At 32.2% G+C, this 26,566-nt stretch carries 24 protein-coding genes; 6 read left to right on the top strand and 18 right to left on the bottom strand.

Annotated features, from left to right (window positions below; genetic code table 11):
- Nucleotides 1–233: 233 nt before the first annotated feature.
- The gene (locus ABD859_RS01835; protein ID WP_345139454.1) at nucleotides 234–761 is read left to right on the top strand and encodes a TetR/AcrR family transcriptional regulator; all 528 of its coding nucleotides are present in this window, start codon (nucleotides 234–236) and stop codon (nucleotides 759–761) included.
- Nucleotides 761–1,174 (top strand): DUF1348 family protein, encoded by a 414-nt coding sequence (locus ABD859_RS01830; RefSeq protein WP_345139451.1) that lies wholly within the window; start codon nucleotides 761–763, stop codon nucleotides 1,172–1,174. The genes ABD859_RS01835 and ABD859_RS01830 overlap by 1 nt, the downstream gene beginning before the upstream one ends.
- Here the strand turns inward: ABD859_RS01830 and ABD859_RS01825 are convergent.
- The 12 genes from ABD859_RS01825 to ABD859_RS01770 form a co-directional block, all read right to left on the bottom strand.
- The gene (locus ABD859_RS01825; RefSeq protein ID WP_345139449.1) at nucleotides 1,171–1,800 is read right to left on the bottom strand and encodes an MCP four helix bundle domain-containing protein; all 630 of its coding nucleotides are present in this window, start codon (nucleotides 1,798–1,800) and stop codon (nucleotides 1,171–1,173) included. The two genes, ABD859_RS01830 and ABD859_RS01825, sit on opposite strands and share 4 nt — an antisense overlap.
- A 196-nt stretch (nucleotides 1,801–1,996) precedes the next feature.
- On the bottom strand, nucleotides 1,997–3,721 hold the full coding sequence (locus tag ABD859_RS01820; protein WP_345139447.1) for a sodium:solute symporter family protein: 1,725 nt from the start codon (nucleotides 3,719–3,721) through the stop codon (nucleotides 1,997–1,999).
- 121 nt (nucleotides 3,722–3,842) lie between these two features.
- Nucleotides 3,843–6,374, bottom strand: coding sequence for a PIG-L family deacetylase (locus ABD859_RS01815; protein ID WP_345139444.1), 2,532 nt, complete (start codon nucleotides 6,372–6,374; stop codon nucleotides 3,843–3,845).
- Between the two features lie 191 nt (nucleotides 6,375–6,565).
- Nucleotides 6,566–8,194, bottom strand: a complete 1,629-nt coding sequence (locus ABD859_RS01810; RefSeq protein ID WP_345139442.1) for an LVIVD repeat-containing protein — start codon at nucleotides 8,192–8,194, stop codon at nucleotides 6,566–6,568.
- Nucleotides 8,195–8,411: 217 nt separating this feature from the next.
- On the bottom strand, nucleotides 8,412–8,918 hold the full coding sequence (locus ABD859_RS01805) for a hypothetical protein (protein ID WP_345139440.1): 507 nt from the start codon (nucleotides 8,916–8,918) through the stop codon (nucleotides 8,412–8,414).
- Between the two features lie 194 nt (nucleotides 8,919–9,112).
- Nucleotides 9,113–10,942, bottom strand: a complete 1,830-nt coding sequence (locus tag ABD859_RS01800) for a BamA/TamA family outer membrane protein (RefSeq protein ID WP_345139438.1) — start codon at nucleotides 10,940–10,942, stop codon at nucleotides 9,113–9,115.
- 88 nt (nucleotides 10,943–11,030) lie between these two features.
- Complete coding sequence (locus ABD859_RS01795) at nucleotides 11,031–12,131, bottom strand: AI-2E family transporter (RefSeq protein ID WP_345139435.1); 1,101 nt, start codon at nucleotides 12,129–12,131, stop codon at nucleotides 11,031–11,033.
- Between the two features lie 104 nt (nucleotides 12,132–12,235).
- Nucleotides 12,236–12,766, bottom strand: a complete 531-nt coding sequence (locus tag ABD859_RS01790; protein WP_345139433.1) for a mechanosensitive ion channel domain-containing protein — start codon at nucleotides 12,764–12,766, stop codon at nucleotides 12,236–12,238.
- A gap of 10 nt (nucleotides 12,767–12,776) precedes the next feature.
- Nucleotides 12,777–13,361 (bottom strand): Maf-like protein, encoded by a 585-nt coding sequence (locus tag ABD859_RS01785; RefSeq protein WP_345139430.1) that lies wholly within the window; start codon nucleotides 13,359–13,361, stop codon nucleotides 12,777–12,779.
- On the bottom strand, nucleotides 13,354–14,280 hold the full coding sequence (locus ABD859_RS01780; RefSeq protein ID WP_345139427.1) for a geranylgeranylglycerol-phosphate geranylgeranyltransferase: 927 nt from the start codon (nucleotides 14,278–14,280) through the stop codon (nucleotides 13,354–13,356). Before ABD859_RS01780 ends, ABD859_RS01785 begins: the two co-directional genes overlap by 8 nt.
- Nucleotides 14,281–14,352: 72 nt before the next feature.
- A complete protein-coding gene (locus tag ABD859_RS01775; protein ID WP_345139424.1) occupies nucleotides 14,353–14,880 on the bottom strand; it encodes a KdsC family phosphatase in 528 nt (175 codons plus the stop codon).
- Complete coding sequence (locus tag ABD859_RS01770) at nucleotides 14,864–15,625, bottom strand: Rossmann-like and DUF2520 domain-containing protein (protein ID WP_345139422.1); 762 nt, start codon at nucleotides 15,623–15,625, stop codon at nucleotides 14,864–14,866. The genes ABD859_RS01775 and ABD859_RS01770 overlap by 17 nt, the downstream gene beginning before the upstream one ends.
- A gap of 277 nt (nucleotides 15,626–15,902) precedes the next feature.
- Here ABD859_RS01770 and ABD859_RS01765 point away from each other — a divergent pair, with 277 nt between their 5' ends.
- Nucleotides 15,903–19,121, top strand: coding sequence for a cytochrome c biogenesis protein CcsA (locus tag ABD859_RS01765; RefSeq protein ID WP_345139419.1), 3,219 nt, complete (start codon nucleotides 15,903–15,905; stop codon nucleotides 19,119–19,121).
- 60 nt (nucleotides 19,122–19,181) lie between these two features.
- Here the strand turns inward: ABD859_RS01765 and ABD859_RS01760 are convergent, their stop codons facing one another.
- Nucleotides 19,182–20,468 (bottom strand): alpha/beta fold hydrolase, encoded by a 1,287-nt coding sequence (locus tag ABD859_RS01760; protein ID WP_345139415.1) that lies wholly within the window; start codon nucleotides 20,466–20,468, stop codon nucleotides 19,182–19,184.
- A gap of 172 nt (nucleotides 20,469–20,640) precedes the next feature.
- Here ABD859_RS01760 and ABD859_RS01755 point away from each other — a divergent pair, with 172 nt between their 5' ends.
- A complete protein-coding gene (locus tag ABD859_RS01755; RefSeq protein WP_345139413.1) occupies nucleotides 20,641–21,315 on the top strand; it encodes an ArsR/SmtB family transcription factor in 675 nt (224 codons plus the stop codon).
- A gap of 288 nt (nucleotides 21,316–21,603) precedes the next feature.
- Here ABD859_RS01755 and ABD859_RS01750 read toward each other — a convergent pair whose 3' ends face one another.
- The 4 genes from ABD859_RS01750 to ABD859_RS01735 form a co-directional block, all read right to left on the bottom strand.
- Nucleotides 21,604–22,335: a DUF3667 domain-containing protein gene (locus tag ABD859_RS01750; RefSeq protein ID WP_345139410.1), complete on the bottom strand. Its 732-nt coding sequence runs from the start codon at nucleotides 22,333–22,335 to the stop codon at nucleotides 21,604–21,606.
- Between the two features lie 3 nt (nucleotides 22,336–22,338).
- Nucleotides 22,339–22,725 (bottom strand): DoxX family protein, encoded by a 387-nt coding sequence (locus tag ABD859_RS01745; RefSeq protein ID WP_345139408.1) that lies wholly within the window; start codon nucleotides 22,723–22,725, stop codon nucleotides 22,339–22,341.
- Between the two features lie 79 nt (nucleotides 22,726–22,804).
- Complete coding sequence (locus tag ABD859_RS01740) at nucleotides 22,805–23,602, bottom strand: anti-sigma factor (protein ID WP_345139406.1); 798 nt, start codon at nucleotides 23,600–23,602, stop codon at nucleotides 22,805–22,807.
- The gene (locus ABD859_RS01735) at nucleotides 23,602–24,132 is read right to left on the bottom strand and encodes an RNA polymerase sigma factor (RefSeq protein WP_345139403.1); all 531 of its coding nucleotides are present in this window, start codon (nucleotides 24,130–24,132) and stop codon (nucleotides 23,602–23,604) included. Before ABD859_RS01735 ends, ABD859_RS01740 begins: the two co-directional genes overlap by 1 nt.
- Before the next feature lie 261 nt (nucleotides 24,133–24,393).
- On the opposite strand from ABD859_RS01735, the gene ABD859_RS01730 reads away from it, so the two are divergent.
- Nucleotides 24,394–24,525 (top strand): hypothetical protein, encoded by a 132-nt coding sequence (locus ABD859_RS01730; protein WP_345139400.1) that lies wholly within the window; start codon nucleotides 24,394–24,396, stop codon nucleotides 24,523–24,525.
- Nucleotides 24,526–24,876: 351 nt separating this feature from the next.
- Nucleotides 24,877–25,464, top strand: coding sequence for a glutathione peroxidase (locus ABD859_RS01725; RefSeq protein WP_345139397.1), 588 nt, complete (start codon nucleotides 24,877–24,879; stop codon nucleotides 25,462–25,464).
- Between the two features lie 129 nt (nucleotides 25,465–25,593).
- On the opposite strand, the gene ABD859_RS01720 is transcribed toward ABD859_RS01725, so the two are convergent.
- Nucleotides 25,594–26,517 carry an AraC family transcriptional regulator gene (locus ABD859_RS01720; protein WP_345139394.1) on the bottom strand — a complete coding sequence of 308 codons (924 nt, stop codon included), beginning with the start codon at nucleotides 26,515–26,517 and terminating at the stop codon, nucleotides 25,594–25,596.
- Nucleotides 26,518–26,566: the final 49 nt, after the last annotated feature.

Below are 26,566 nucleotides of genomic sequence, written 5' to 3'. Positions count from 1 at the left end.
TTATCAATCGTTGCGTATAAAAAAAATATTTACCCCAATTTATTCGTAGAGGCGCACTGCTGTGCGTCTACGCAAAGTATATCGACATTTTTTTTAATCGTTTCGGATATTCTGGATGCACAGCAGTGCGTCTCTGCGATTATCTAAATATTTACAATTTTTTTAAAAAAAATAGACAGACTTGTCTGTATGTATTAATAATTGTTTTATATTTGCACTATAAATCATTTACGATGTTACCAAAAGAAAGAATTTTAGAAAAGACTTTTACCTTATTTCATAAGCAAGGTTATAACGCAACCGGAATTAATCAGATTATTGAAGAGGCAAAAGTGGCAAAGGCTAGTTTTTATCAGCATTTTAAATCAAAAGAAGATTTGTGCGTGGCTTTTTTAAATAAGCGTCATGATTTTTGGTTTAACGAACTGCGAAATTTTACTTCGAATAAAGCAGATCTAAATTCTAAAATTCTGGCATCTTTTGATTTTTTGATATTTATGAATGAAAAGGAAAATTTTAGAGGATGCAGTTTTCTAAATATACTTTCTGAAATTCCTTCTGATAATAAGAAAATTCTAGATGTTATTCAAAGTCATAAATCTGATTTAAGACAATATTTCAGGGATATTTTGCCTGACGAACAAACAGCAGATCATGTGTATTTATTATTTGAAAGCTGTATCATAGAAAGTCAGTTATTTAAATCAAACGAGTTAATAGAACAATCAAAAAAAATAATTCAAACTTTAATTTTAAAATAATGGAACAGAAATTACCATTGCCGCCTTTCACTTTAGAAACGGCATTAGAAAAAATTCAATTGGCAGAAGATGCTTGGAATAGTCAGGATCCGGAAAGAGTTTCAAAAGCGTATACCGTAAACAGTGAATGGAGAAACCGTGATAAATTTGTAAACGGACGTGAAGAAATTGTTCCTTTTTTGACTGCAAAATGGAAAAAAGAGAAAAATTACAAATTGAAAAAAGAATACTGGGCTCATACTGATAACAGAATTGCCGTTCGATTTGAATATGAATATCAGGATCTAGACGGAAATTGGTTCAGGGCTTACGGAAATGAAAACTGGGAATTTGATGAGAATGGTTTAATGCAGAAAAGATTTGCCAGCATTAATGATCTTCAAATTAAAGAAGAAGACAGAAAATTATATTAATTCATGCTTGGCGGTTCTGGAATTTTAATTTTTCTCTTGATTTTTTTTACTATCAAAAGATAAAAAGTAATACCGCCTAAAATTATTAATAAAGCAATTTGAAGCTGTCCTAAACTATTGTTTTTGTTGTACATGGCATTTGCACTGGACAGCTTTGCTTTTCCTTCTTTTATTTGAATTTGAGATAAAGCTTCTAATGTTTTTAAGGCTTGCGCACTGGAACTGGCAATTTGGTTCCAGTTTTTATTTTCAACCTGTTTGTTGATTTCTTTGCAGGAACTCAAAAAAGCGTCGAAATACTGCTTTTCTTTATTGGTTAAAACAGTTTTGGCATACAAATCATCAATATTGTGAATAATATCGAGCGTATGAATGATTTCATTTTTTTTGATATTGTCGCTTAAATCAAGCTTTTCTGCTTCGGCCTTTATAAAATGTAACTGTTTGGAATATTGAAAAATATAATGTGCCACAACCAAACGATCTTTGTAAATCGCATTAATATTTTCGTTAACATTTTTAGAATTCCTTAGCGTATTAAAGTTTCCTAACAGAATAATAAGCATTACAATCAGCAATATAAAAGCAGCTTTGGTTTTATTGCTGTATTTTTTTTGGTCTCTCATAATGCTCTGCTTTAAGAAATTGAGTTTCTCAAAGATAGAAATTTGTTTCAGACTTTGATATTATTTAAAATCTGAAAATGTGTTTGTTATTTCGACCGAAGGGAGAAATCGCACTCGTAAATCGACAAAGATGATAAATTACTTTGCAGAATTTCTAGTGCGATTTCTCCCTTCGGTCGAATGACAATATTAATTTTTATTCTAAAACTAATTCCTCGTCATTTGGTTTTCCTTTAAAAAATAAGAATTGTAATAAAAGCGAGAGCACAATAGTTAACATTGCGCCAATAAAATTCAGCCATAAATAACCTAATTTTTCCTGACTGTAAATCATAAAATAATAGATTACAAAAATAGTCAGCTGGCTTATAATAGCACTGATAAACATTGGCTTTGCCTGAACTCTTTTTAAATAAAAACCAACAAGGAAGATACCCAGAACGGTTCCATAAAATATAGAACCAATAATGTTTACAAGCTGAATTAAGTTTTCAAACAAAGTTCCTACGCAGGCAAAAAGTATGGCTACAACACCCCAGAAGAGTGTGAAAAATTTGGTTGCATGAAGATAATGTTTCTCTGATTTTTCGGTTTTGAGGTTTCTTTTGTAAATATCAATTGCTGTTGTAGACGCTAAAGCGTTTAATCCAGAAGCTGTAGACGACATGGCTGCAGAAAGAATTACGGCAAGCAGTAAACCAATTAATCCTTTTGGCAGATAATGCAGGATAAAATGAAAGAAGACATAATCTTTGTCATTAGTTTCGCTGTTACTGTCGGCTTTTGAAATAATTTCTTTAGCGCGATCACGCAGATCTTTTTCTTTATTAGATAAGTTAACCAGTTCTTTACGAAGAATAGGATTGTCGTAATCCTGATTTAACTGATCAATATACAGCAGATTAATTACTTTTTTATCTTCTGAAAGTTTAACAAGTTTTTTTTCTAAAGTATTGTATTCGTCTTTATAAATTGATTTTTCAATTACAACTTTATTATTCGGGTTAAAGTTTAACGGAACTGGATTGAATTGAAAAAATACAAAAACCATAACTCCGGTAAGAAGAATAAAAAACTGCATTGGAACTTTTAAAAGCCCGTTCATGATTAATCCCATCTGACTTTCGGCAACTGATTTACCAGATAAATAACGTCCAACCTGCGACTGATCTGTACCAAAGTAGGCGAGGGCTAAGAAAAAACCTCCCGTAATACCGCTCCAAAAAGTATATTTTTCTTCGGGATCAAAAGAGAAATCTACAATATTCATTTTATCATTTGCACCTGCAATATGCAAAGCGCTTGTAAAAGTCATATCGTTTGGCAGATAATGTAAAATCAGGAAAAATGTGATAAACATTCCTGACATGATTACAAACATTTGCTGTTTTTGGGTAACGTTTACGGCTTTTGTTCCTCCAGAAAAGGTGTAAATAATTACCATTACTCCAATAATGATATTCATAATGGTAAGATTCCATCCTAAAAGTGCAGACAAAATAATGGCTGGCGCATAAATGGTAAGTCCGGTTCCTAATCCTCTCTGCACCAAAAACAGAATAGCGGCAAGAGAACGTGTTTTTACATCGAATCGTTTTTCAAGAAATTCGTATGCTGTAAAAACTTTGTATTTATGATAAAGGGGAATGAATGTTAAACAAATGACAATCATGGCAATAGGCAGTCCAAAATAGAACTGAACAAACCCCATTCCGTCATGATAGGCTTGTCCGGGAGTAGACAAAAAGGTAATGGCGCTGGCTTGCGTAGCCATTACCGAAAGCCCAACGGTGTACCAAGGCGTTTCGTTGTTTCCTAAAATAAAGTCTTCAACGTTTTTGCTTCCTTTGGTTTTCCAGGAACCATATCCAACAATGAATAAAAGTGTTACAATAAGTACGATCCAGTCAAATAGCTGCATAGGTTATGAATAAAATTGCATGATTAAGAAAAAAATCACAATATAAATTGCGTTAGCTACCAAAACATAGGTGTAGCTTTTTTTCCATTTTTTTGTTTTTTTAGCTTCCATATTGCGATTTTTATTGCTTAATTTCTTGTTTTGGAGCTTCAATTGGCTGTTTTAATGAAATGATATTGGAAAGCAATTTGTATGCTCCTGTAACACCTTCTGGTAATTCTCTAAAGAAACTTAAACCTGTATAGATGTAATATCCTTTTCCGTATGGTGCTACTAAAAGCGCACCTTTTTTTGCAGATTCTCCTTTATCATGTGATGAAATAATAGGAGTAAAGGCAGGATCAAATTCGTCTGGATAATATAAACCTTGTTCTTGTGTCCAGCCTTGAAAATCTTTTTCTGTAATTTTATTTGGCGTGTTTAAAACCGGATGATTTGGCGCCAGAAAAGTAACTTTTGCATTTTCTTCGGTTACACGATCGTTTGATAATTTTAACGGATAAGGTGCGATTTTATCGGTCACTAATTTCCCGTTTGTATTATATTGCACAATCATATTTTTCCCGCTTTTTACAAAGTTGAATAAAATATTCTGTTTGTTAGCCAAAGCATTTACGGTGTTGTAAGCACGGATTCCGGTAATAACAGTGCTGAAAGAATCTAGTTTTTCAGGAGTGATTTCTTCTGGTTTTAAAATAGAAACTTTGTATCCCATTTGGGTTAAACTTTCAGGAACTTCGTCGCCTGCACCCATAATATAGGCAATAGCATCGCCGGAAGTTTTTAAATCAATTCTAATGCATTTAGATTCAGCCGGTTTTAATACCATTTGTTTTGTGATGTGATTAAAATCGATGATTGTCTGATCTCTGTCAAAACGTTTATTATCTGAAATTGCAATGCTTTTTACGGTTACTTCTTCCGGATTTACCGGCGGTGTAACTTCAAAATAAAAGATTTGTTCGGTTCCTTTTTTGTCTAAAGCAAACGGAATTTGTTTTGGTGAAACGCTCCAGCTTTTTGGAAGTTCTAATTGTAAATTTCCTTTTACATCGTCTTTTCCTGCTCTAACTTTTACCGGAACCATTTTGCTTTTTGTATCTCTAAAAACAAGGACTTTTTCTAAGATTGAAGTTGTAACTTCTGGAACTATATCCAGAAAATTATACATTTCGCCTTTTACTCCGTCATTATATTTATAAACAACAGTGCGCTCAAACGGAATTTCGACACCGCTTATTTTTACATTAAATACCACTTTTACTTCTCTTATAATATCAGGAACGCCAACATTTAATTGATTTGAAACGGTATACATGCCAACTGTTGCTTTTTCTTTTAACCAATACGGCTGCGTATATTCAATATTATTTGGAAGCTGTATTTGCAGATTGATTTTCTGATCGTTATTGTCTTTTAAAATACTGTTTTGTACCGTTGTTTTATTGTCCGGCAATGTTGTAATACTTGCCAATTGCATTTCAACAGAACATCTGTTAATAGCTTCAAGACTTAATTTTATAATGCTTCCCGGAGTCGCTTCCTGTTCGCTGGCAACAGCTTCAAGATATAAACCAGAGCAAGATGCAATAATATTTTTAATAGCTGCAGATTTTACATTTTTCCAGTGTGTATCTTCTAAAGCTTCAATCATAGAGTACGCTTTTACCAAATCTGGAATACTTGCAGAAGGATTATTGAAGTTGTATTTTTCGATAATCTGAGTAATTAAATCACCAATTGGTTTTCCGTTTTTTACACGATTCCAGCTTGTGTCGATTCCGTCGAATAAATTGTCGCGGTCTTTTGGCGCTTCACCGTTAATAAGTTCAAGATATTCGGTTTCTAAACCACGAACTCCGGTGCTTCCAAAACCTTGAGACTGATGTCGGCTTCGGCTTAAAGCAGCAATTTCCTGATTTGATTTTCCTGTTCCTGTGTAATAAACTCCTGTTTCTAATTTGGTAAATTTTGATTTGTTTGCGGCATCAAATTTTTCCTGGCTTCCGTAAAACCACCATGATGGATTAAAAAACTGACGTTTTACCTGCCACGGCGCAACATATTTAAGTTGTTCTGGATATATTTTAGGATCATTTGTTAGTTTAAAACTTTCTACACTCAGCATGGCTGATGATGTGTGATGTCCATGCGTAGTTCCCGGCGAACGATGATCGAAACGATTGATGATAATATCCGGCTGAAAATTTCTAATGGTCCAGACTACATCTGCAAGGACTTTATCTTTATCCCAGATTTGAAGTGTTTCATCTGGATTTTTTGAGAAGCCAAAATCATTGGCTCTTGAAAAAAACTGTTCTCCGCCGTCTATTTTTCTGGCTTCAATTAATTCCTGAGTTCGTATAACGCCAAGAAGTTCACGCAATTGTGAGCCAATTAAGTTTTGTCCTCCGTCGCCTCTGGTTAAAGATAAATAACCTGTTCTGGCATTCATTTCGTTTGCCAAATACGATATCATACGGGTATTTTCGTCATCAGGATGTGCAGCCAGATACAATACTGAACCTAAAAAATTTAATTTTTTGATTTGATTGTAGATTTCAACTGAATTTGGTTTTTGTGGCTGTTGTGCAAACGTAAATTGAAAACCTATAAAAAATAGAAGAAGAAATAAAACCTGTATTTTTCGCATGGCAGAGTTAGTTGTTTTTTTGAAATTGTCCCAAAAATACTAATTATTTTATGGAAGATTATTTAAATGAAATGTTAACGCACAATAATTATACCTTATTTTTAAGAATAAAAATAAAAAAGCTGCCAGAAATAATCTGACAGCTTTCAAGTATTTGTGTTGTTATAAGCAGTTTAAGCTGCTTATAATCCTTATTTTAATTTGTTTTCAGTATCTACGTAATTTCCTGTAATTGTAACGTTACTTCCTTTTGTAACTTTACCATAAATAGTGATAGATGAAGTACTGCCAATAAAGTTAATTTTAGCACCGCTGTTTAATCTTAAATCTCCCCAAATTGCTACAGAACCTTCAATGTTCAATACTGCATTATCATTAATGATAAGTTCTGTTGGGTTAGACTGCTGATATTTACCCTGAGATAAACTTCCTCTCATACTAAAAGTACCGCCGCTGTTTAAAGTCAAATTGCTTAAAACTGAAATAGCACCGCAATGTGTTAATGTTGCTCCGGAATTTACAATGATAGAATTGATTGAAGTTGCTCCCTGATAAGATTTAGTTTCATTTGAATTTAAAATTAAATCTTTACCCTGATTGTATAATCCATAACTAATGCAGTTTGCAAAAGTTGTGTTTGGTTTTTCCATTTTAATGATTTTCAAACCACCTGTTCCGCTGGCAACATAAATATAGTTTCCGCTTGATTTTACATAGTTTGATGACCCTGCGATTCCTACAGAACCTAATGCAGTAAGGTTTGTTGTTCCAGATTGGTAAACATTAAGACCTAAGGCTCCATTTGCAAGAAATGCATAACCGTCATTTACAGAAACCGCATTGGTAACATTATCTTCTCCTGCAGTTGGAATTGAAATAGTCTGCAATTTAGCGCCGCTGTTGATGTCGTAAACACCAAGACCTGCTGCACCTTGAGAAACTAAAAGTTTTGTTCCGTCAATATCCATTGTTCTTTTTGCACCGCTGATATCTGTTGATGTTGTAAAGCTTTTTTGTAAAGCCAGTGTAGACTGGTTGTAAATGTTAACTCCTTTGGTACCGCTTAAAGTTACTACTTTGTCGCTTGTTAGAGCAATTGAACGTAAATCTGCCATAGCAGTTTTTCCTGTAATTGCTTTTGTTGAAGTGCTTAGTTTAAATAAACTTCCGTTGTCTCCAGTTACAGCAAAATAGTTAGAAGCATTAGCTGCAACATCTGTAGTTACTCTGCTTTCTAAATAATTTGTAGTTAAGTTATTGGTAAGTAAACCTGAGCTTAACGGCATATTAAAAACGATAGCCGGATTATTACCAAGTAACGGATCTTTGTCTACATCTTTTGCAGCACCAATAATAAGGTTTCCGTTAGCGTATGTAAGTGAAGTAATATCTGTATTTGGAATTAAAGCAGATGTAACCAATTTTGGTTTGTAAGGATCTGTAACATCAATAACATCGATGGCTCCAGAATATACATCGCCTCTTGTGATATATGAAACGTAAGCATAATTTCCATTTACGGTAACATGGCTTGCCTGCAATGTTTTTCCGTTAGCATCTACCGGTGGTTTTACTTCAGCAATTTGAACTAAAGGAAAACTTGTAACTGTGTTTTCGGCCGTTTTGCCTGTTAAAGAACCATTTTCAACTGAAATTACTCCTGAATTTGTGTAATCAAGCCTTTGATTTAAAGTGTTTTGATCAGAATTAATAGTAATACCGTTTAATGATTGGTTGTCGTTTTTGTTATCATCACTGTTATCGCAGGAAATTAGCAATGATAATGCTAAAAATGAAAATAAATAGACATTCTTTTTCATAATTGTGTTTTTTGGATTTTGAAATTCGCTGCAAATGTATGTTATAAATCTAAAAAAACAAGATAATTTTGTTAATAAATCACTTAAAATCATTGAGTTAGGTGATTTATGTGAATAATGCACTGTTTTAACTAAAGTTATGAAAAAAATAATTAAAAAAAAGAGAGTATCAGTAATTTTGATACTCTCTTTTCTAGTAAAATCAGTTAATTTAGTATTATCTTCTTCCAGGACCTCTGTGATCATCATGGTCATGATCGTGTCTGTCATGTTTTCCGTGATGTTTATCGTGTTTATCGTAATGTCTGTGCTCATGACGAGGACCATTATATCCGTAAACCGGTCTTGGTTTGTAAGGTCTTTGTGCTGGGCCGTGGTATCCTCTGTAATATTTTACTTTATGACGGTCAAAATAAGTATAAGGAGTTCTTCCATGGTAATCTGTTAAAACTACTTTATATCCTCCGTATAAATCATAATTTCTGTATTGTCTTGGCAAATAAGTTGTTCTAACCCATTTTCCTCTTCCAAAATAGATGAATTGTGCGGCGCGTACATCATAATAAGCTTCAATATCTGGCAGGTAGTAATATTCCATTTCAGAATATCCTGCAGGTCCCCAAGCTGGAGGTGTTCCTATGTTAACATTAACCGATACCTGAGCTTGTGCGGCATTTGCAACCAAAAGAAATAATCCGGCGATTGCTATTTTTATTGTTTTCATCTTTTCTTGAATTTAATTGTTAATCTTGTTTAGAGATTTTCATATACCGTGCCAAAAATAAAAAACAATTGCATTTCGTCGAGAAAAATATGTGTTTTAACGAGTAAAAAAAGGATTGTTTATTGGTAAAATATTGATTTTTAGAGACTTTTAAAAAGAAATAAATAATGAAAAAAGAATCAAATATTTTTTGATTATTTATACTCGACGATTCTTGGTTTTGCAAGCTCAAAAGTCTGTAATCCATAATCTGTAGTTTCAAAAGTATTGGTTTTGTAGACGTTGTCTCCCTGAAGCGGAATACTTGGATAATATGACAGTGACAGCTGAAATGAACTAAATACTAAATAGTCATTACTTATTAATAATCCCAAAGTAATTTTTGAATACGATTTACTGTCGAACATAGCACTGTTTGGATTTCCTAAAAATGCTATTGAATAATTAAAAAATGGATTTAAACGAAAACCCCACAATGCATACGGAGAATAAGTCTGCGTTTGCAGTGATAAAACGGTTTTACTCGTTCCGTATAATGCGGTTCTAAATCCGGCCAGACCATTTTGTTCATTTACGTTAAGCTGGTCGCCTATAATATTTTCGTGATTTGCCCCAATAACTACTTTAGGGTTTACGAATTGTCTTATTTTCCAATTTCCTATACTATATAATTTGGTGAAATAATTGGCTTCAAATAAATATGATGTTTGATATGTTTTTGAGTCATGGAAAAATGTTCCGGCTTCAAAATTCATACTCAAGAAGCCTAAACGATAGTAATTTCCAAAAGAAAACTGCGCTCCGGCATAAGGCCGCCACATTTGATTTTTGTACTGATATCCAAATGTAACTCCGTAGATTCTTCCAATCGGGACGTCTTCAATTTGTCCGTTTCTAAAAATATAGCTGTCTTTAATAAATTTACGACGGTTAAGACCAACTCCCATTAAAAGAAGTTTTTCGTCTGAATAGAAATGAGTAGGATCATATAATGAATCCGGCGATTCGGTGTAATCGAGATTTAAAAATCGGGCAGAAGTAATTAAGTTGGTAATCGCTTCATTATCGTCTTCATAAACTTTTGTGGCTTTTCCTACCCATACATCCTGAAAGTTATTTTTAAAAGTTTGAAAAGCAAATGATTGGTCTGGCGCCTGTAGTGTATCTTTTCTAAAATTCTGTCCCACAAAAACACCGCCTGCCCATTTAGTTAACGGAGAATAGAAATCTCTTTCAATATCAATGCTTTTGGTATAATTATTATCTAAATCCATATTATAATGAAGTATGGTAGAGATATAAGTATTTTTGATATTCGGTACGGTATATGTAATATCGTTACCATTTGCACCATCGTCAAAACGGTTAGTAAAACGATATTCGAGCTGCTGGCCAGATCCAAAGAAATCTTTTTCTTTAAATCCTACAGAAACTCTGCTGCTGGATATTGAAAACCTCGGAATTGTACTCCATGAATCTAAAACCCTGATGGTAACATCTACAGAATCTGATGCCGGACTTGCCAGTTCGTTTGTAATTCTAACGGCTGTAACATATCGCTGGGCACGAATTAAACGTTCAGATTCCTGAACTTTATAAGTATCATAAACGCTGTTTCTTTTAAATAAAAGAAGATTGTAAATGGCAATTTTTTTTGTTTTTAAGTGAAGTCTGTTTCCGGTGCGTTCTCCCCAGTTTTTGGGTTTTGCCGCAGTATCTGTAATAGAATATCCAAACGGATCGAGCGTCACGATATTAATGTTACGGATAATTTTACCTTCATAATTTTGAGAATCTGTAGGTATAATGATTTCCTTTTTTTTCGGTCTTTTGGTTCTAAAAAGCAGTTTATGAAGCGTTTGTGTAAACTTGTTTTTTTTAGAATAGTTTTTAATTTTAGTATAAATTTCTGTTGAATCTTTTTTAGGAGGATTTTCTTTTTTTGTTTTATCTGTCTGAGCGCAAATGCTTTGAAAACAAAAGCATAAGGAAATAAAAACAATTATTTTTTTATTTAGTAACATTCAGATAGATTTAAAACTTTATTTTAAGGCTGATTATTCTATGAATTTAAGATAAATAACATAAATAATTCTTAAATCAGCGGATTATTTATTCCTGAGTTTTGGTTCTGCGGACTCTCCATGCAAATTTTCTCGGCACATGATTGCCCATTAAATATCCCCAGGGTTCGAGAGATTCAATTCGGTCAAAAATAATTTTTAGAATTGCTAAAAGCGGAATGGCAAGGAACATTCCTGAAATTCCGGCCGCAGCTCCGCCCACAATTATTCCCATAATCGATACAAAGGCATTGATTTCTACTTTTGAATTTATGATAAGCGGCACAAGCAGGTTATTATCAATAAACTGAACAATAATGTTTACAATCAAAATTCCAAGAATAACTGAAATTTCTCCCGATCCGGTTAATGAAGCCAAAACTGTAATAATTCCGGCAATTGTAATTCCGATATACGGAATAAGGTTTAATATACCCGTTATTAATCCCAATAATATGAAGTATTTAATCCCGATAATCCACAATCCTAAACTTGTTAATACGGCAACTACAATCATTTCTATGATTAAACTTACGATGTAGTTATTTATGGAAACTTTAATCTGGGAAAGTATATCCATTAACGCGGGGTGATTTTCTTTTTTAATCAGCTTAGCTAAAAACAACTTGAAATGTTCTTTGTAAATTAAAAATAGAAAGGTATACACAATAATAATCATACTGTCTAACAGAACATCACTTACCGATATTATAAATGATCCGAGTTTTGCCTGACCTGTTTTAACAGAATCTTTTGTAACAGAATCCAAGTATTTTTTTTGATCTCCAATACTTACCTGAAAGTTCTCTCTAATAAATTTATGAATTTCGATAATAAATGAATTTGCATTTTTCTTTATTGTATCAAAATCATTGGCCATATAGGTGACTTGATAGGAAATGAAAATCAAGATTCCAACAATAAAAGAGAGAAAAATAACGAGACATACTATTGCTGCCAGATGTCTGGGAAATTTAAATTTAGTATTTAAAAAAGTAAAAACCGGAAGCAGTAATACAGCAAACAAAAAAGCTAGTAAAACTGGTGTCAGGATATCTTTTCCTGTGCAAAAAATAAAAGCAAAACAAATTAAAGTAACAAGTATAAAAGATAGTTTTGCATAAAAAGGTAGAGTTATAGGCCGATTCATTTTTTTTTAGAATTAAACTGGATTTATAAAACAAATATTATACTTTATTTGCCTTTTTCTGTTCCAGCTTTTTTTTCCGGCGTTATAAAATTCCCATTCAAAAATTAGTCAAAAAATTCTTTCTCTTCGTAATGTGAAGGCATTATTGAAATTCCTTTTTGCAAAAGGAGGTTATTTGGAAAAATAATCTTTTCGCCTTCCTTTGTTCGAAGACTTACGTGAAAGGTATTAATGTCTACAATTTCGGCTTCAATAGGAAAATCTTTATCATGAATTTTTATGGTATCGCCAATTCTAAAAGGAAATGAAAAAAACAAAATCATTCCAGAAGTAACATTGCTCAAAATAGACCATTGTGCAAACATAGCAACTCCAATTACCGTTGCAATAGAAGAAATGGTAATAAAAATATCTTCTGTCTGAACTCCCCAGATTACGATTAAACTGGTTGTAACCAGAATATTCATTAGAATATTAATATACTTGATTACTAAATTGGTACGATGTTCAAACAATTGGCTTGTAGAAGCAAAACGTCTTACCAATTTTGCGATTACCATTCGTAATACGATCAAAATTGCAATAAGAACAATAGTTGCTATTATTTCGCGGCTATACTCTTTAACATAAAACATAAATAAAATTTTACACTAATGTAGTCAAATATTCGTAAACTTTGGCTGTTGGAAGTCCCATAACATTAGTATAAGAGCCTTCTACTTTTGTAACTGCCATAAAACCAAACCATTCCTGAATGCCATAAGCACCAGCTTTATCGTAAGGTTTATAGTTTTCGATATAGTATAAAATACTTTCATCTGATAAATCTTTGAAAGTAACTTTTGTAATATCATGCAAAAGGGTAGAAGCAGTATTGGTTTTAAAACAAACCGATGTGATTACTTCATGAGTTGTGTTCGACATTGATTTAATCATTTCAAAAGCTTCCTCAGCACTTTTAGGTTTTCCCAGAGCTTTATTCTTATGCCATACAATTGTATCGCTTGTTACCAATAATTCATTTTCTTTAAGCTCGCCTTCAAAAGCATTTGCTTTTAGTTCTGCAAGAAAATCGGTTATTTCAACTGCTTTTAATTCTGGCGGATAGATTTCTTCTACATCTTTTAAGCGAATTTCGAAATCAAGATCTAAATCTTTAAAAAACTGCTGTCGGCGTGGTGATCCAGAAGCCAGAATGATTTTATATTTTTTAAGTTTTTCTTTAAGCATTGTACTGGTGGTTTAAGCTGATGACTAAAATGGATAAAATCCCGAAGAATAAAATCAATTTTAAAACGGTACTTAAATGGTGAAAATCTTTTTTTGTCTTAGCGCTGAATATCTTCACAATAAAATATAATAACGGAGCTAAAACAAAAACAAACGTATAAAACGTAACGATTATCAGATTATTTTGGAAGAAGTATTTATTGATGTAAAGCAATGATAAAATAAACGGAATTACAGCAAATCCCAAAGCAATTTTGGTTGCTCTTGTTTTTCCAATAGCAATTGGCAGTGTGTTCATTCCCTGATTGTAATCGCCGTCCATATCTTCAATGTCTTTTACAATTTCGCGCACAAAATTGATCATAAAAGCAAAAAGCGCATAATCGACTAATATTGAAAATAAACTTGCCATTTGAGCCTGATTTTCAGAAGTAGTGGCAGGAAATAAATCAAAAACACCAATAATTAAAACGCTTATAGCAAGGAGTAAAGCCACCACAAAATTTCCCAGAATCATAATCTGTTTTAGGTTAGTGGCATAAAAATAAAGAAGTGACGCTATGAAAATAAAAAGGGAAGCAAACATAGGTCTCATTATGACATTTGAAAGATAAAATCCTAATGCAACTCCAGTAATATTTAGTCCAATATAAATATTATAGGCTCTGGTTTCTGAAATTCCTTTTCCAATAACGACGTCCTGCGGTTTATTGATGCTGTCTGTAGGTACATCAAAAATATTGTTAACCACATAACCGGCTGCGGCTAATAAAACGGTACTTAAAACTAAAAGTCCGTACTGCCAGTCGGCTAAAGCCAAAGGAATATCCTGCTGTTTTAAAAAGGCATAACGAAACAAAACCTGCATAAAAGCAAGCATTAGTAAATTTTTATATCGAATTAGTTTTAGGTATTTCATTTCTAAGGCTCTGAGTTGTAAAGGGGCTAATGTTTTATGTTTTTTAATCTAAAATCAGAAATCTAACATTACTTAATCGTGTTGTCCATTAAAATATTCCATCCATTTTCCCTGCACTTTCATTACTTGCTCTATAACGTCACGTGCGGCGCCTCTTCCGCCTTTTACATGAGAAATGTAGCGGCAGATATTTTTAATTTCAGGAACGGCATCTTGCGGAGAAGCTGGTAATCCTACTAATTTCATTACGTGATAATCCGGAATATCGTCTCCCATATATAAAACCTGTTCCGGTTTAATATTATTGGCTTCTGTATATTCTTTAAATGTTTTTACTTTATCAGGCGTTCCTAAATGAATGTCTGTAATTCCTAAATTGCGAAGTCTTACGCGTACGCCTTCGTTGCTTCCGCCAGAAATAATGCAGACATGATAACCGCTTTCTACGGCCGCTTTCATCGCATAACCGTCGCGAATGTTCATTGTACGAAGAATTTCTCCTTCTGTGGTTACAAAAACAGAACTGTCTGTAAGTACGCCATCAACATCAAAAATAAATGTTGTAATGTCGTTCATCATTTCTTTATAACTTTTTGCCATTATCTTGTATAGATTGTGTTAGTATTTTATAGATATTTTTTTGATTTTCATTGGTAATAAAATCCAAATGTGCATTTGTTGTAACAGAATCATGGCGTTTTGCCGGTCCGGTTTGTGCATCAACTGGATCTAAAGTTTTAATTTTTTCGGCAGTTTCCTGAATTAAAGGTCTTAAAACTTCAAAAGGAACCTGATGTTCTTCACATATTTCCTGACCAATTTGATATAAATGATTGGTAAAGTTATTTACAAAAACAGCGGCAACATGAAGTGCTTTTCTTTGTTCTGAACTAATAGAAAAAACAGCATTCGAAATACTTTTTGCTGCAGTTTCTAAAATTTCATAATCTTCTTCATTTTCAGATTCTAAACAAATTGGAATTACTGAAAAATCAACGGCTTTATTTTTTGAAAATGTCTGCAGCGGATAAAAAACGCCTTTTCTGTTTTTAGAATCTAATACATCAATAGAAGTTGTTCCGGATGTATGAACAACTAATTGGTTTTCAAAAGGCAGCTGACTGGAAACTTCAGGAATTGCATTGTCTGAAACCGAAATAATGTATAAATCAGATTTTTTTAAAGCAGAAAATTCAGTTACAATTTTCTCTGGTTCAAGAAGATGAATTAATGCTTCTTTTTTTCTCGAAAATGCCTGAACAATTTCAACAAGAGAACTTGTAGAAAATGCTTTTATTAAATGCTGTGCCACATTTCCGGAACCAATTATTGTAAGTTGAATCATGAAAGCAAAATTAACATTATTTTTTCTAAAGAAAATAGTAACAGGAAAGTTTGGTTGCAGATTGAGCAGATTAATCTGATTTCTATCTACTTACTGTTTTAATTGCTTATAAATAACAAAGTTTAAATTCTGATAGAAGAAATATATGTTTGATCTGTCTAATCTGCGGGCCGTAATTCAATACTATTATTTGGTTTTTATTAACAAATTAGCGATACTTAGAATCAACATTTTTGAGTACTTTTGTGGCACTTTTATACAATGTAATCCCTAAGAAATGGATAAAAAAATATTCTCTTTTTTGTTTTCTACACGATTAATGGCCGTTCTTTTTATAACATTCGCAATTGCAATGGGTGTTGGAACTTTTATCGAAAGTAAATACAATACCGATACAGCCAGAATTTTAATTTATAATACATGGTGGTTTGAAGCGATAATGCTTGTGTTTGTGATTAATTTCTTCGGAAATATTAAGCGTTATCAATTGCTGAAGAAAGAAAAATGGGCCACTCTTTTACTTCATTTGGCATTTGTTTTTATCATTTTAGGTGCTTTTATTACTCGTTATATTAGTTATGAAGGAATGATGCCAATTCGCGAAGGAGCGGCAGAAAACCAAATTTACTCAGACAAAACTTTCCTAACCGTTTTTGTAGACGGTGAATATAAAGGAGAAATGAAACGTAGAGTTTTTGAAAAAAGCCTTTTACTTTCTCCGGTTACTAATAATGATTTTACAATTTCAGGAAAATTCGACGAAACTCCTTTTGAAGTTACGTATTCAAAATACATAATGGGAGCAAAAGAAGTTGTAAAAGAAGATCCAAACGGAATTTTGTACCTTAAATTAGTTGAAGCAGGAGCAGGCGGACGTGAAGAACATTACCTGAAAGAGGGAGAAGTTCAAAATATTCACAATGTTTTATTTGCTTTAAATAAGCCAACAGACGGTGCAATTAACATTAACACAACTGGAAAAGAATATACTATTCAAACTCCTTTTGAAGGTGAATTTATGCGAATGGCAGATCAGTTTAAAGGAAAAGTAACCAAAGACGATGTACAGCCTTTAATGATGCGTTCACTATACAGTATTGGTGATATTCGTATAGTTTTTCCTGAACCGCCAATGAAAGGGAAAGTTGATTATGAATCAAATAATGATTTCAAAGCAAAATCACATTCAGATGCTTTAGTTGTAAAAATAAAAGCTGAAGGCCAAGAGAAAGAAGTAATGGTTATGGGCTCTAAAGGAAGTATTGGAGAACCAAAAACAGTTAAAATTGGCAATAAAGAATATTCTATATTTTTTGGAAGTAAAGCGTATGTTTTACCTTTTAAAATTCGCTTAAATGATTTTATTGCTGATAAATATCCAGGAACAGAAAAAAGTTATTCTGCTTTTAAAAGTAAAGTAACGGTTCAGGATTCTGATGAAACTTTTGATGCTGATATTTTTATGAATCACGTTTTAGATCACAAAGGATATCGTTTCTTTCAATCTTCATTTGATCCGGATGAAAAAGGAACAGTTTTATCCGTAAATCATGATTTTTGGGGAACTAATATTACTTATTTAGGGTATTTTCTACTATACATTGGATTAATGGCTATTATGTTTACGAAACATTCTCGTTTTGGAGATTTGAAAAAGAAATTAGATAGTATTCAAAAGAAAAAAGAAAAATTAATTTCTATTTTCATTTTATTAATAGGTTTGAATGGTTTCGCTCAGGAAGCACCACACGTTCATACGCCGGGTCATGTTCATGAACACGAACATAATCATACTGCAGACCCAAACGATCATGCAAATCATGTAACGGCTGCACCAAGTAAAAAACAAATAGATTCGTTACTTACTATCTATAAAGCTCCGGAATCTCACGCAGCAAAATTTGGTCGTTTGATTATTCAGGATGCCGGAGGAAGAATGAAGCCAATTAATACGTTTTCATCTGAATTACTTCGTAAAGTAAGCCACAGTGATAAGTACAACGGAATGAATTCTGATCAGGTTTTCTTATCTATGACGCAATATGCTCAGGTTTGGATTCAGGTTCCATTAATTTACATTAAATCTGGAAACGATAGTATTCGTAAAATTATTGGAATTGATTCGAAAGATCAATATGCCCCGTTTGTAAAATTCTTTGACGAGCAGGGAAATTATAAATTATCACCTTATTTAGATGCAGCTTACAAGGCAGCAAATCCAAATAATTTTGAGAAAGATTTTGTTGAAACAGATAAAAAAGTAAACTTAATGGAATCGGCATTGAGCGGAAGTATTTTAAAAATCTTCCCAATCCCGAATGACCCTAATAATAGATGGGTTTCGTATTTAGAACGTGAGCACAAAGGTTTTGTAGGAATGGATTCTACTTACGTAAATCAAATTCTGCCTTTATATTTTAGTGCTTTAAATAATGCTTCAATTTCTAAAAACTGGGACACGGCAGATAATCTGGTAGAGAGCATCAATGGTTTCCAAAAGAAATTTGGAGCAAAAGTGCGTCCGAGTGAACAAAAAATAGATGCGGAGATTGCGTATAACAAATATGACGTTTTTAAAGTATTGCCATATTGGTATATTACAGCTTCAATTTTAATGCTGATTTTTACAATCGTAAATATCTTTTTTGAAAAAAAATGGCTTCGCATTACCGTAAATGCTTTCCATATTATTGTTGGATTATTGTTTGTCCTTCATACTCTGGGATTAATAGCCCGTTGGTATATTTCCGGACATGCTCCGTGGAGTAATGCTTACGAATCTATTGTTTATGTTGCCTGGGCAACCATGTTTTTTGGTTTAGCATTCGATAAAAAATCAAAACTTACCGTTGCTTCATCTGCCTTCGTAACTGCAATGATTTTAATGGCCGCTTATATGAACTGGATCGACCCTGAAATTGCAAACTTACAGCCGGTTCTTAATTCATACTGGTTAATGATTCACGTGGCAGTAATTGTAGCAAGTTATGGACCATTTGCACTTGGAATGATTTTAGGTTTTGTTGCTTTGGTATTGATTTTCTTTACTAATGAAAATAACAAAAAGAAGATGGATCTTCATGTAAAAGAAATCTCGTATATCAATGAAATGGCTCTTACTATTGGTTTAATCATGCTTACAATTGGTAATTTCCTTGGAGGACAATGGGCAAACGAAAGCTGGGGACGTTACTGGGGCTGGGATCCAAAAGAAACATGGGCCTTAATTTCAATTATGGTTTATGCTTTTGTAATCCACGCTCGTTTTGTTCCGGCATTACGAGGAAAATGGTTCTTCAATTTAATGAGTATGTTTGCCTTTGTTTCAATTTTGTTTACTTATTATGGGGTAAACTTTCACTTAGTAGGTTTACACTCTTATGCAAGCGGAGAAGCACATTCTTTAAACTGGATCTACTATTGTCTAGGAACAATTGCATTAATTGGTGCAGTAACGTATCCAAAATATCACAAATATTATAAAAGTAAAAAATAAGTAATACTTAGTTTTAAAATAGAAAAGGTCCAACTTTATAGTTTTGGACCTTTTTTTATATTACTTATTTACTCTTTTACTATCGCTAGGCGCTTCTTTGCGATCAAACATTCCGTAATCTCTCACTACATTTGCTATTCGTAAATGATAGTCTTTAAAAATAAAACTTCGGCCTTTTGATTGTGCATTTCTGTGGCTTTCAAGATTACGCCATTTTTCAATTGCTTGTTCATTTTTCCAGAATGATAAAGACAACATTTTTTCCGGATTATATATACTTTGAAATCTTTCGATAGAAACAAATCCCTCAATTTTTTCTAATTCGGGTTTAAGGACAGAGGCAATATCAAGATAATTTTGTTTATAATCGGCATCCGGAATCACTTCAAAAATTACGGCAATGTCATGTTCATTATTTACAAAAGTGTTTTTAACGTCTTTCAAAAAATGTAAAGTTTCATTATATAATTCATTTCGGCTTTTTTCTAAGTGCATAACGTGCGTGCCTTTTTCAATAACAACATATTTTTTTGATGCTGCATTTTCTAAAGAAATAAATAAATTTTCAGCATCATTATTGTTTGGATATTGATCCCATTCGCCTCTTATAACCATTGTTTTTGCTGTAATTTTTTTAGGGTCATAATACGAATTGTTATGTAATAAGTCTTCAACATCCATTGAAGGTCCGGATGGAAATCGAACAGCAGCGTTTTTTGAATCTGCAATTAAAGGATCGCTTTTTTTCCAGCTTTCGCCCCAGTTTTCGAATATTTCAGGTTCTAATCTGCATTCTTTTCCAAGGGGTGTTAAGTTTTTCATTGCATCAATGCGTTGTGCCGGTGTCATTTCTTCAAATGCGGTATTTATTTTTTCATATTCAGAATTTTCATTTCTAGCTGTAATTGCAGCAAACAAAACTAATTTTTCAACTTTGTCCTGCATTACAGATGCAGATAATGCAGCAACAGAGCCACCCCAGGAATGACCAATTAAATAAATCTTATTTTTTCCCGTTTGTTTTAAAATAAAATCAACTGCTTTTTCTACATCTAAGGAAGCTTCAGCAGCTCGTCCAACAATTTTATTGGAAGATTTTTTCATTTCAGGATATCGGTCAGAATTACCATAACCAAGAAAATCAAGAGCATATACATCAAATCCGTTTTCAGATAAATTTTTCATCCACGATGTGTTATTCATTACAAAGCCAAAAGAAAGAGCAGATGGAAATGATGAGCCATGAAGAAAAAGAACAGGATAATCGTTTGAAGTATTTTGTGAAACAAGATGATTAATTACCAGTTTAAGCTCAGGAATATGGCTTTGAATTTTTAAAGTTTCCATAGAATTAGTTTTTTTAGAATCTGAAATTGTTACTTTCTTTTGCGCATTTATTGTAGAAACAAAGAACAAAAACAGGGGTAAAATTATTACTTTTTTCATTTTGTTTTTTCGCAAAATTAAAATAGGATTACCTTTGAAACTTAAATAGAAACTTAACTATGATTACCTGAATATGAATAATGAAATCAGCAGAATAAGTACTATAATAGGAGATCCTATACGATCTGTAATATTATGGACATTACTCGATAACAGGGCTTATACAGCCATTGAACTGGCTAATATTGTAGAAACATCTCCACAAAATATCAGTATACATTTATCTAAATTGCTTGGTGCAGATTTATTAACTGTTGAAAGTCAGGGAAGACATAAATATTATAGATTATTAAATGAAGAAATTGCAAATGTGATTGAAGGCATTGCAAATTTGGTTCCTAAAGAAAAACAGCAAAAGGTAACGGATAATAATTCTGGAATTAAATATTGCAGAACTTGTTATGATCATTTAGCAGGCAAAATAGGTGTAGAGATTACCCAGAAACTAATTTCGGAAAAACATATTTTACCCGAAAATAAAACATTTTTAGTAACAGAGAAAGGAGAACAGTTTTTTGCTGATTTTGGAATTGATCTTGCTATTTTGAAAAAGCAAAGAAGAGCTTTTGCAAAACCCTGCCTGGACTGGAGCGAACGGAAACATCATTTTTCAGGTTCATTAGCGGCAGCATTTTTAAATAAAATGTTTGAATTAAACTGGATTAGAAGAATTGAAAACTCAAGAGCAGTAATTATAACTGCTGCCGGACAAAAAGGTTTATACGACAAATTGAAACTCATTGTATAGTATTATAACTGCCTTATTAATCATTAAAAAAAGGAAAGAAAAAAACTTATTTTTTTGTTGTATACAGATAAATACAAGAGAATTAGATATTTTAATTTTACAAAATAAAGTTGAAAAATTCTGTCCACTTCATTCTGTATACTTTCTGTTAAATTATTCAGTACGTCGAGTTGCATATGGATTTGACTATCCTGTAAATATAGATTCCTTGAAATTGACGAATATTTAATTAATTTCTTTAAAAAGCAGATGGAGTTTGTGTCATAAAAATAATAATTCAAATTCTATTTATATCTTTCCTGTCAATGTAAAAAATAGAATTAATAATACCATAAAACAAATCAGAAAAATAATATGGCTCAAGACCGATAGCAATATTACTTTAATTCTTGGTATTTTATTAAAAAATTGAATATTAGTCCAAAAAATTAAAATTAATCCCATCACATATACAACATTTAAAACAGTGTTGATTTTTGGCGTTCCGTTATAATAGTACAAAAACGGAAATGCCGTGATTTGAATCAAAAGCCTTTGCGAGGCTTTAAAAGTATTGAGTACAAAATACTCGACAAAATTGTATCCTTGTTTTCTAAAGCATACATAAGTTCCAATGGTATAAATTGGGATGGTTAGAATAGTAAACCACGAAAAATGATCAGTTGTCCATTTTTTAAAATCACTCAAATCAACATCTGGATTTTTGTCTACATTCTGAAAAATGTTAATATCAAAATAATGATATAAAAAGGCATAAAGAGAAGCTGTAACAACAACTAAGGAAAGCGGTTTAAAATGCTTAACACGTTTTCCTTCAATAAATTCTCTAACACTATGTCCGGGTCTTGTAAACAATTCTCTGAAAGAGTGAATAATTCCTCTGTCGAAATGCAGCAGACTATGTTCTATATCATGCCATAAATACGAGGTTGTAATTGGATGTGTATCTGCAGTTTGACCGCAATTGTTACAATATTTTCCGGTAAACTTATTATTGCAGTTTTTACAAATTATTTCCATAACCTATTCTGATTTATTTTTATAAAACCCATTTGGATACATAATAGCAAGTAAAACACAAATTAACAGAAAGTTATATTCTACACCGTTTCTGCCGCCACCCACAACAAACCATCCTTCCTGAAAATGAACTAAAGCGATTCCCATTATCAATATAAAAATGGTAATAAAGCCTGCTGGTTTTACATATTTGTTTATAAGCAGTAAAATGGCAGCTATAATATGCGATAGTTTAATAGACCAGGCCAAAAAGACGCCAAAAGGAGCAAAACCAATTTGATTTAAATACAAATTTCCAAAATCATTAATACCGCCGTTAAACATTCCAAAAACCGAATGTGTAAGCAGGATAACGGCTGTGGCAATTCTCAAGAGTAAAGTTCCGTTCATGATGTTGATTTTTAATGGATAAAAAAAACGCACATTAAAATTAATTAATATGCGCTTATAATTTATAATAAGTTTGTTTTTAAACTTTTCCTAAAGTATATAGTTGTTCCATTGTTGGAGTTGGACTACCGCCGGCCGGCTCGAGTGTAATTCCAAATGCCTCAGCAGAATCGGTTTGGCTTACAGCAAAGATTTTTTGAGAGTTTCCTTCAAAATTATCCAGTAAACCAATGCTTGTTGGTGTAAGAACCGGGCTCAGTTTTAAAGACCAAACCTGATAAACCATTCCTTTTGGCGGCGTTGGTAAACCTGCAGCGTCAATATAAGTTGTTTTTGTCTGCTGGTTCCAATATACTTTTGCAAAAGATGTTGGCGAAACAGCCTGACCTCCAAGCGTTACACCTGTGTTTTTAATATCTCTAACAATGCTTAAGTTTTTCTCAGTTTGTTTATGCTGCTGATCTAAAAAAGCATATTCTCTTTCAATTTTATTTTTTGCGCCTCCAACTTCAGAAATCGCCTGTTTAGATTTTGTTAATTCTAAAGTCTGGTATCCAAAACCAAGCAATAATAATACGGCAGCTGCCCAGCCCACATATTGTGTCCAGTTTGATGTTGGTGCCGCCGGTTTTAAATCGACTACTCTGCCATGTTTAAGTTCTAAACGAGCTTTAATTTTTTCGAAATTTTCAACAGAGCAGAAAGGTGAAAAACTAGATGATAAAGCCACAATAGCTTTTTCGATTGCAACAATTTCCTGATCTACTTCTTTGTTAGTTTTAGCCAGTTCGGCTATTTCCAGATTCTCCTTCTCGGTTAATAAACCGTAAACATAAAGTTCTAGAATTCCTGAGTCTATATATTCTTGTGCTTCCATTATATTTTTAAATAATTTCTTAAATCGTTAATACAGTTTCTGTTTTGAGTTTTGATAGTTCCCAGCGGCATTGCCAATTCTTCTGAAGCTTCTTGCTGGGTATATCCTTTAAAAAATAATAAATCAATTATTTCAATACATTTTGGTTTTAGTTTTTTTACAAACTCCTGAATACCTATTGTATCAATTCTATTAATTAATTTATTACTGTCATCTAACAGATTTACGAAATTATCTGAGGAAAGGTTTTTTTGACTGTTATTAAAATTTTTAGATCGAAGCTTGTCGATCGACGTATTCCTAGCTATATTAAGGATCCAGGTATAAAATCGGCCTTTACTTTCATTATAAGAATCGATATTTTTCCAGATTTTTACAAAAACTTCCTGCAAAACATCTTCGGCTTCTTCTCGATTTTTAATGAGAACATTTATGACAGAAAATAAACTTTTAGAGTACATATCGTACAAATGGGTAAAAGCTCTTTCGTCTTTCTTGTAAATTAAAACTAACAATTCTTCTTGACTCATAGATTTGGATTTAAAGCTTAAACAAAAATTTATAGTACACTATTTTATAACCTGATATAAAGATATTTATTTTTTTGTGAAAAATAATATTTTTTTTAGTAGTCAAAAACTTAAGAAAACCAAGGGTTTAAGTGAAAAGTATAAAAAAAGTGCAATTTTTTTTACTTTTTTAAAACCAAAAGCAAACTCATTACGTATATAACATTATAAATGAAAATGAAGTATTTGAATGTTCAAATAATTTTTTGAAAAAGATATTTTATGACTCAAATAGAAAAGGTAAAAATATTAATTGTGGGCTTAACAGCAGTTTTGTCATTTATAAGTTTTAGCAAAGCCGATTTTATAAAAGAAATTACACAACTTAATATTGAATCAGGTTTAAAGTTTTAGAGTAAAGTTAAAGATATTGAATAGTTGATGTCTCCGGACTTCCAACTGAAAGTTATATAAATTAAGTTACACGCTGTCGAACGAAGAAATTTTCCACTCATAAACGCCATAAATAAATTGAATTTGTGTGATTTAGATTTAGAATAATTTTTCAACATAACCGGAGCATCAACTATAATTTAAAATATAGAAGAGACAATATTAATTCATGGTTTGATTTGTTTGTATGGGGGGAAGCCTGGCGTCTGATTAACGCCAGGCTTCAATTTTTTAACTTATAATTAATAAAAATAAAGAGTTTGCAGTCAACTTTCAGAAGAGATTTTAATTAATTTTATAAAAAATTAAACAATGAAAAAAATACTATTTATAGCTTGCAGTGCGTTCTTTTTTCTAGGCGCGCAAGCTCAGGCTCAAACAAGCAAGAATAAATTATCTAAATCAGATAAGACTATGACAAAAGAAACAATTTATCAGTTTAAGGTTGAAGATTTATCAGGAGACACTTTTGATTTTGCGTCTTTAAAAGGTAAAAAAGTTATGATTGTAAACACGGCTTCAAAATGCGGCTTAACGCCTCAATACAAAGATCTTGAAGCTATTTACAAAGAGTACAAAGATAAGGGATTTGTAATTGTAGGTTTTCCTGCAAACAATTTTGCATCTCAGGAACCAGGAACTAATAAAGAAATCGAAACTTTCTGCCAGCAGAATTATGGTGTAACTTTTCCTATGATGAACAAAGTTTCTGTAAAAGGAGATGATATGTGTGATGTTTATAAATTCCTGACACAGAAATCTAAAAATGGTTTACAGGATTCTGAAGTAGAATGGAATTTTCAAAAATATTTAATTAATGAAAAAGGAGAATTGGTTAAAGTAATTAAGCCAAAAACTTTACCAACAGATCCTGAGGTTATTAACTGGATAAAAAGTTAATTTAGAATTTCCAGATAAAAAATCCCCGATTTTGAAAATTTCAAAATCGGGGATTTTTTTTAAGTTTTTTAAGGAGAACAAAAAAAAGTATAAAAACTTAGCATATAAGCTTCTCATTATCTTAGAATCTTAATTAACATACAACAGCTGATATTGTTTTGGCGTAATTCCTTCATGCTTTTTAAACAAACGGATAAAGTAATTAGCATCTTCAAAACCTGATAAATAACAGACTTCATTTATTTGAATTCCCGGATTTTTAAGCAGTTTCTTGGCGTGCTTTATCTTTTCATTTAAAACATATTCAATTGGGCTCATGCCTAATTCTCTTTTAAAAAAGCGATAGAATGATGTTGTGCTCATACAGGCTTTTTCACTTAGTATTTTTAAATTTATATTTTCTTTTAAATTAAGTTTTATAAACTCCGTTACTTCATAAATTGGATTGTTGGTTTGAATTACAATTCCGTCATCAATAGATTTAGCGGTTTGAGTCTGGATAATTCGAATTAACAGCTCCTGCAAAGTTAAATCAGCCAAAACATCTTTTGTAATAGAAGTACTCATGCATTCTTTTATGAGTTTATTTATTGTGGCAGCAAGATCGACATTATTGTAAAAGAAATAATTATGGTAGTTTAACTGCCAGTAAACATCACTATTTTCTTTTGGATATCGTTCGTTTAAAAAGTTTAATGTTTCATTAATTTTTGTGTTGTCTATTGCTAAAGCCAGACATTGAGTTGGATTTTCTTTTGATGCTTCTGGAAAATCAATTTTCATTTCAATATTAGACGGAACAACCACAGTTTCGCCCGGAAGATAATCAAAAGCAGGTTCATCAAAAAGATGCATTATTTTTTTACCACGAAGCATACTTGTTACCACAAAATCATTGAATTTAAGAGGTACAAGATTAGAAGATTCGTAAGTTTCAAAAAGATTTAATTCGCATTGATTAAGCGTATAAACGCTCCTATTTTCAACAAGTGTTTTTAAAGATTTTTCATTAGATAAATGAGGCGGATTTATTAAAACACGTTGATTTTCCATTGCCATTAAATTTTGAAGTGGTAAACTCTAAATTTAATAAAAATATGTT

This window comes from Flavobacterium ginsengiterrae (genome assembly GCF_039539785.1).
Taxonomy (GTDB): Bacteria; Bacteroidota; Bacteroidia; order Flavobacteriales; family Flavobacteriaceae; genus Flavobacterium; species Flavobacterium ginsengiterrae.
Note: the sequence above shows the minus strand (reverse complement) of the source record. Positions and strands in the feature narration are given on the sequence as shown.

Bases quoted from the DNA above. Each gene is read 5' to 3' on its own strand.
- ABD859_RS01820 (WP_345139447.1), bottom strand. From the start codon at position 3,721: ATGCAGCTATTTGACTGGATCGTACTTATTGTAACACTTTTATTCATT.
- ABD859_RS01740 (WP_345139406.1), bottom strand. From the start codon at position 23,602: ATGGAAGCACAAGAATATATAGACTCAGGAATTCTAGAACTTTATGTT.
- ABD859_RS01800 (WP_345139438.1), bottom strand. From the start codon at position 10,942: ATGTTACTAAATAAAAAAATAATTGTTTTTATTTCCTTATGCTTTTGT.
- ABD859_RS01825 (WP_345139449.1), bottom strand. From the start codon at position 1,800: ATGAGAGACCAAAAAAAATACAGCAATAAAACCAAAGCTGCTTTTATA.
- ABD859_RS01735 (WP_345139403.1), bottom strand. From the start codon at position 24,132: ATGAGTCAAGAAGAATTGTTAGTTTTAATTTACAAGAAAGACGAAAGA.
- ABD859_RS01725 (WP_345139397.1), top strand. From the start codon at position 24,877: ATGAAAAAAATACTATTTATAGCTTGCAGTGCGTTCTTTTTTCTAGGC.
- ABD859_RS01765 (WP_345139419.1), top strand. From the start codon at position 15,903: ATGGATAAAAAAATATTCTCTTTTTTGTTTTCTACACGATTAATGGCC.
- ABD859_RS01795 (WP_345139435.1), bottom strand. From the start codon at position 12,131: ATGAATCGGCCTATAACTCTACCTTTTTATGCAAAACTATCTTTTATA.
- ABD859_RS01755 (WP_345139413.1), top strand. From the start codon at position 20,641: ATGAATAATGAAATCAGCAGAATAAGTACTATAATAGGAGATCCTATA.
- ABD859_RS01810 (WP_345139442.1), bottom strand. From the start codon at position 8,194: ATGAAAAAGAATGTCTATTTATTTTCATTTTTAGCATTATCATTGCTA.
- ABD859_RS01805 (WP_345139440.1), bottom strand. From the start codon at position 8,918: ATGAAAACAATAAAAATAGCAATCGCCGGATTATTTCTTTTGGTTGCA.
- ABD859_RS01775 (WP_345139424.1), bottom strand. From the start codon at position 14,880: ATGGCAAAAAGTTATAAAGAAATGATGAACGACATTACAACATTTATT.
- ABD859_RS01785 (WP_345139430.1), bottom strand. From the start codon at position 13,361: ATGCTTAAAGAAAAACTTAAAAAATATAAAATCATTCTGGCTTCTGGA.
- ABD859_RS01720 (WP_345139394.1), bottom strand. From the start codon at position 26,517: ATGGAAAATCAACGTGTTTTAATAAATCCGCCTCATTTATCTAATGAA.
- ABD859_RS01790 (WP_345139433.1), bottom strand. From the start codon at position 12,766: ATGTTTTATGTTAAAGAGTATAGCCGCGAAATAATAGCAACTATTGTT.
- ABD859_RS01770 (WP_345139422.1), bottom strand. From the start codon at position 15,625: ATGATTCAACTTACAATAATTGGTTCCGGAAATGTGGCACAGCATTTA.
- ABD859_RS01750 (WP_345139410.1), bottom strand. From the start codon at position 22,335: ATGGAAATAATTTGTAAAAACTGCAATAATAAGTTTACCGGAAAATAT.
- ABD859_RS01730 (WP_345139400.1), top strand. From the start codon at position 24,394: ATGACTCAAATAGAAAAGGTAAAAATATTAATTGTGGGCTTAACAGCA.
- ABD859_RS01780 (WP_345139427.1), bottom strand. From the start codon at position 14,280: ATGAAATACCTAAAACTAATTCGATATAAAAATTTACTAATGCTTGCT.
- ABD859_RS01835 (WP_345139454.1), top strand. From the start codon at position 234: ATGTTACCAAAAGAAAGAATTTTAGAAAAGACTTTTACCTTATTTCAT.
- ABD859_RS01745 (WP_345139408.1), bottom strand. From the start codon at position 22,725: ATGAACGGAACTTTACTCTTGAGAATTGCCACAGCCGTTATCCTGCTT.
- ABD859_RS01830 (WP_345139451.1), top strand. From the start codon at position 761: ATGGAACAGAAATTACCATTGCCGCCTTTCACTTTAGAAACGGCATTA.
- ABD859_RS01815 (WP_345139444.1), bottom strand. From the start codon at position 6,374: ATGCGAAAAATACAGGTTTTATTTCTTCTTCTATTTTTTATAGGTTTT.
- ABD859_RS01760 (WP_345139415.1), bottom strand. From the start codon at position 20,468: ATGGAAACTTTAAAAATTCAAAGCCATATTCCTGAGCTTAAACTGGTA.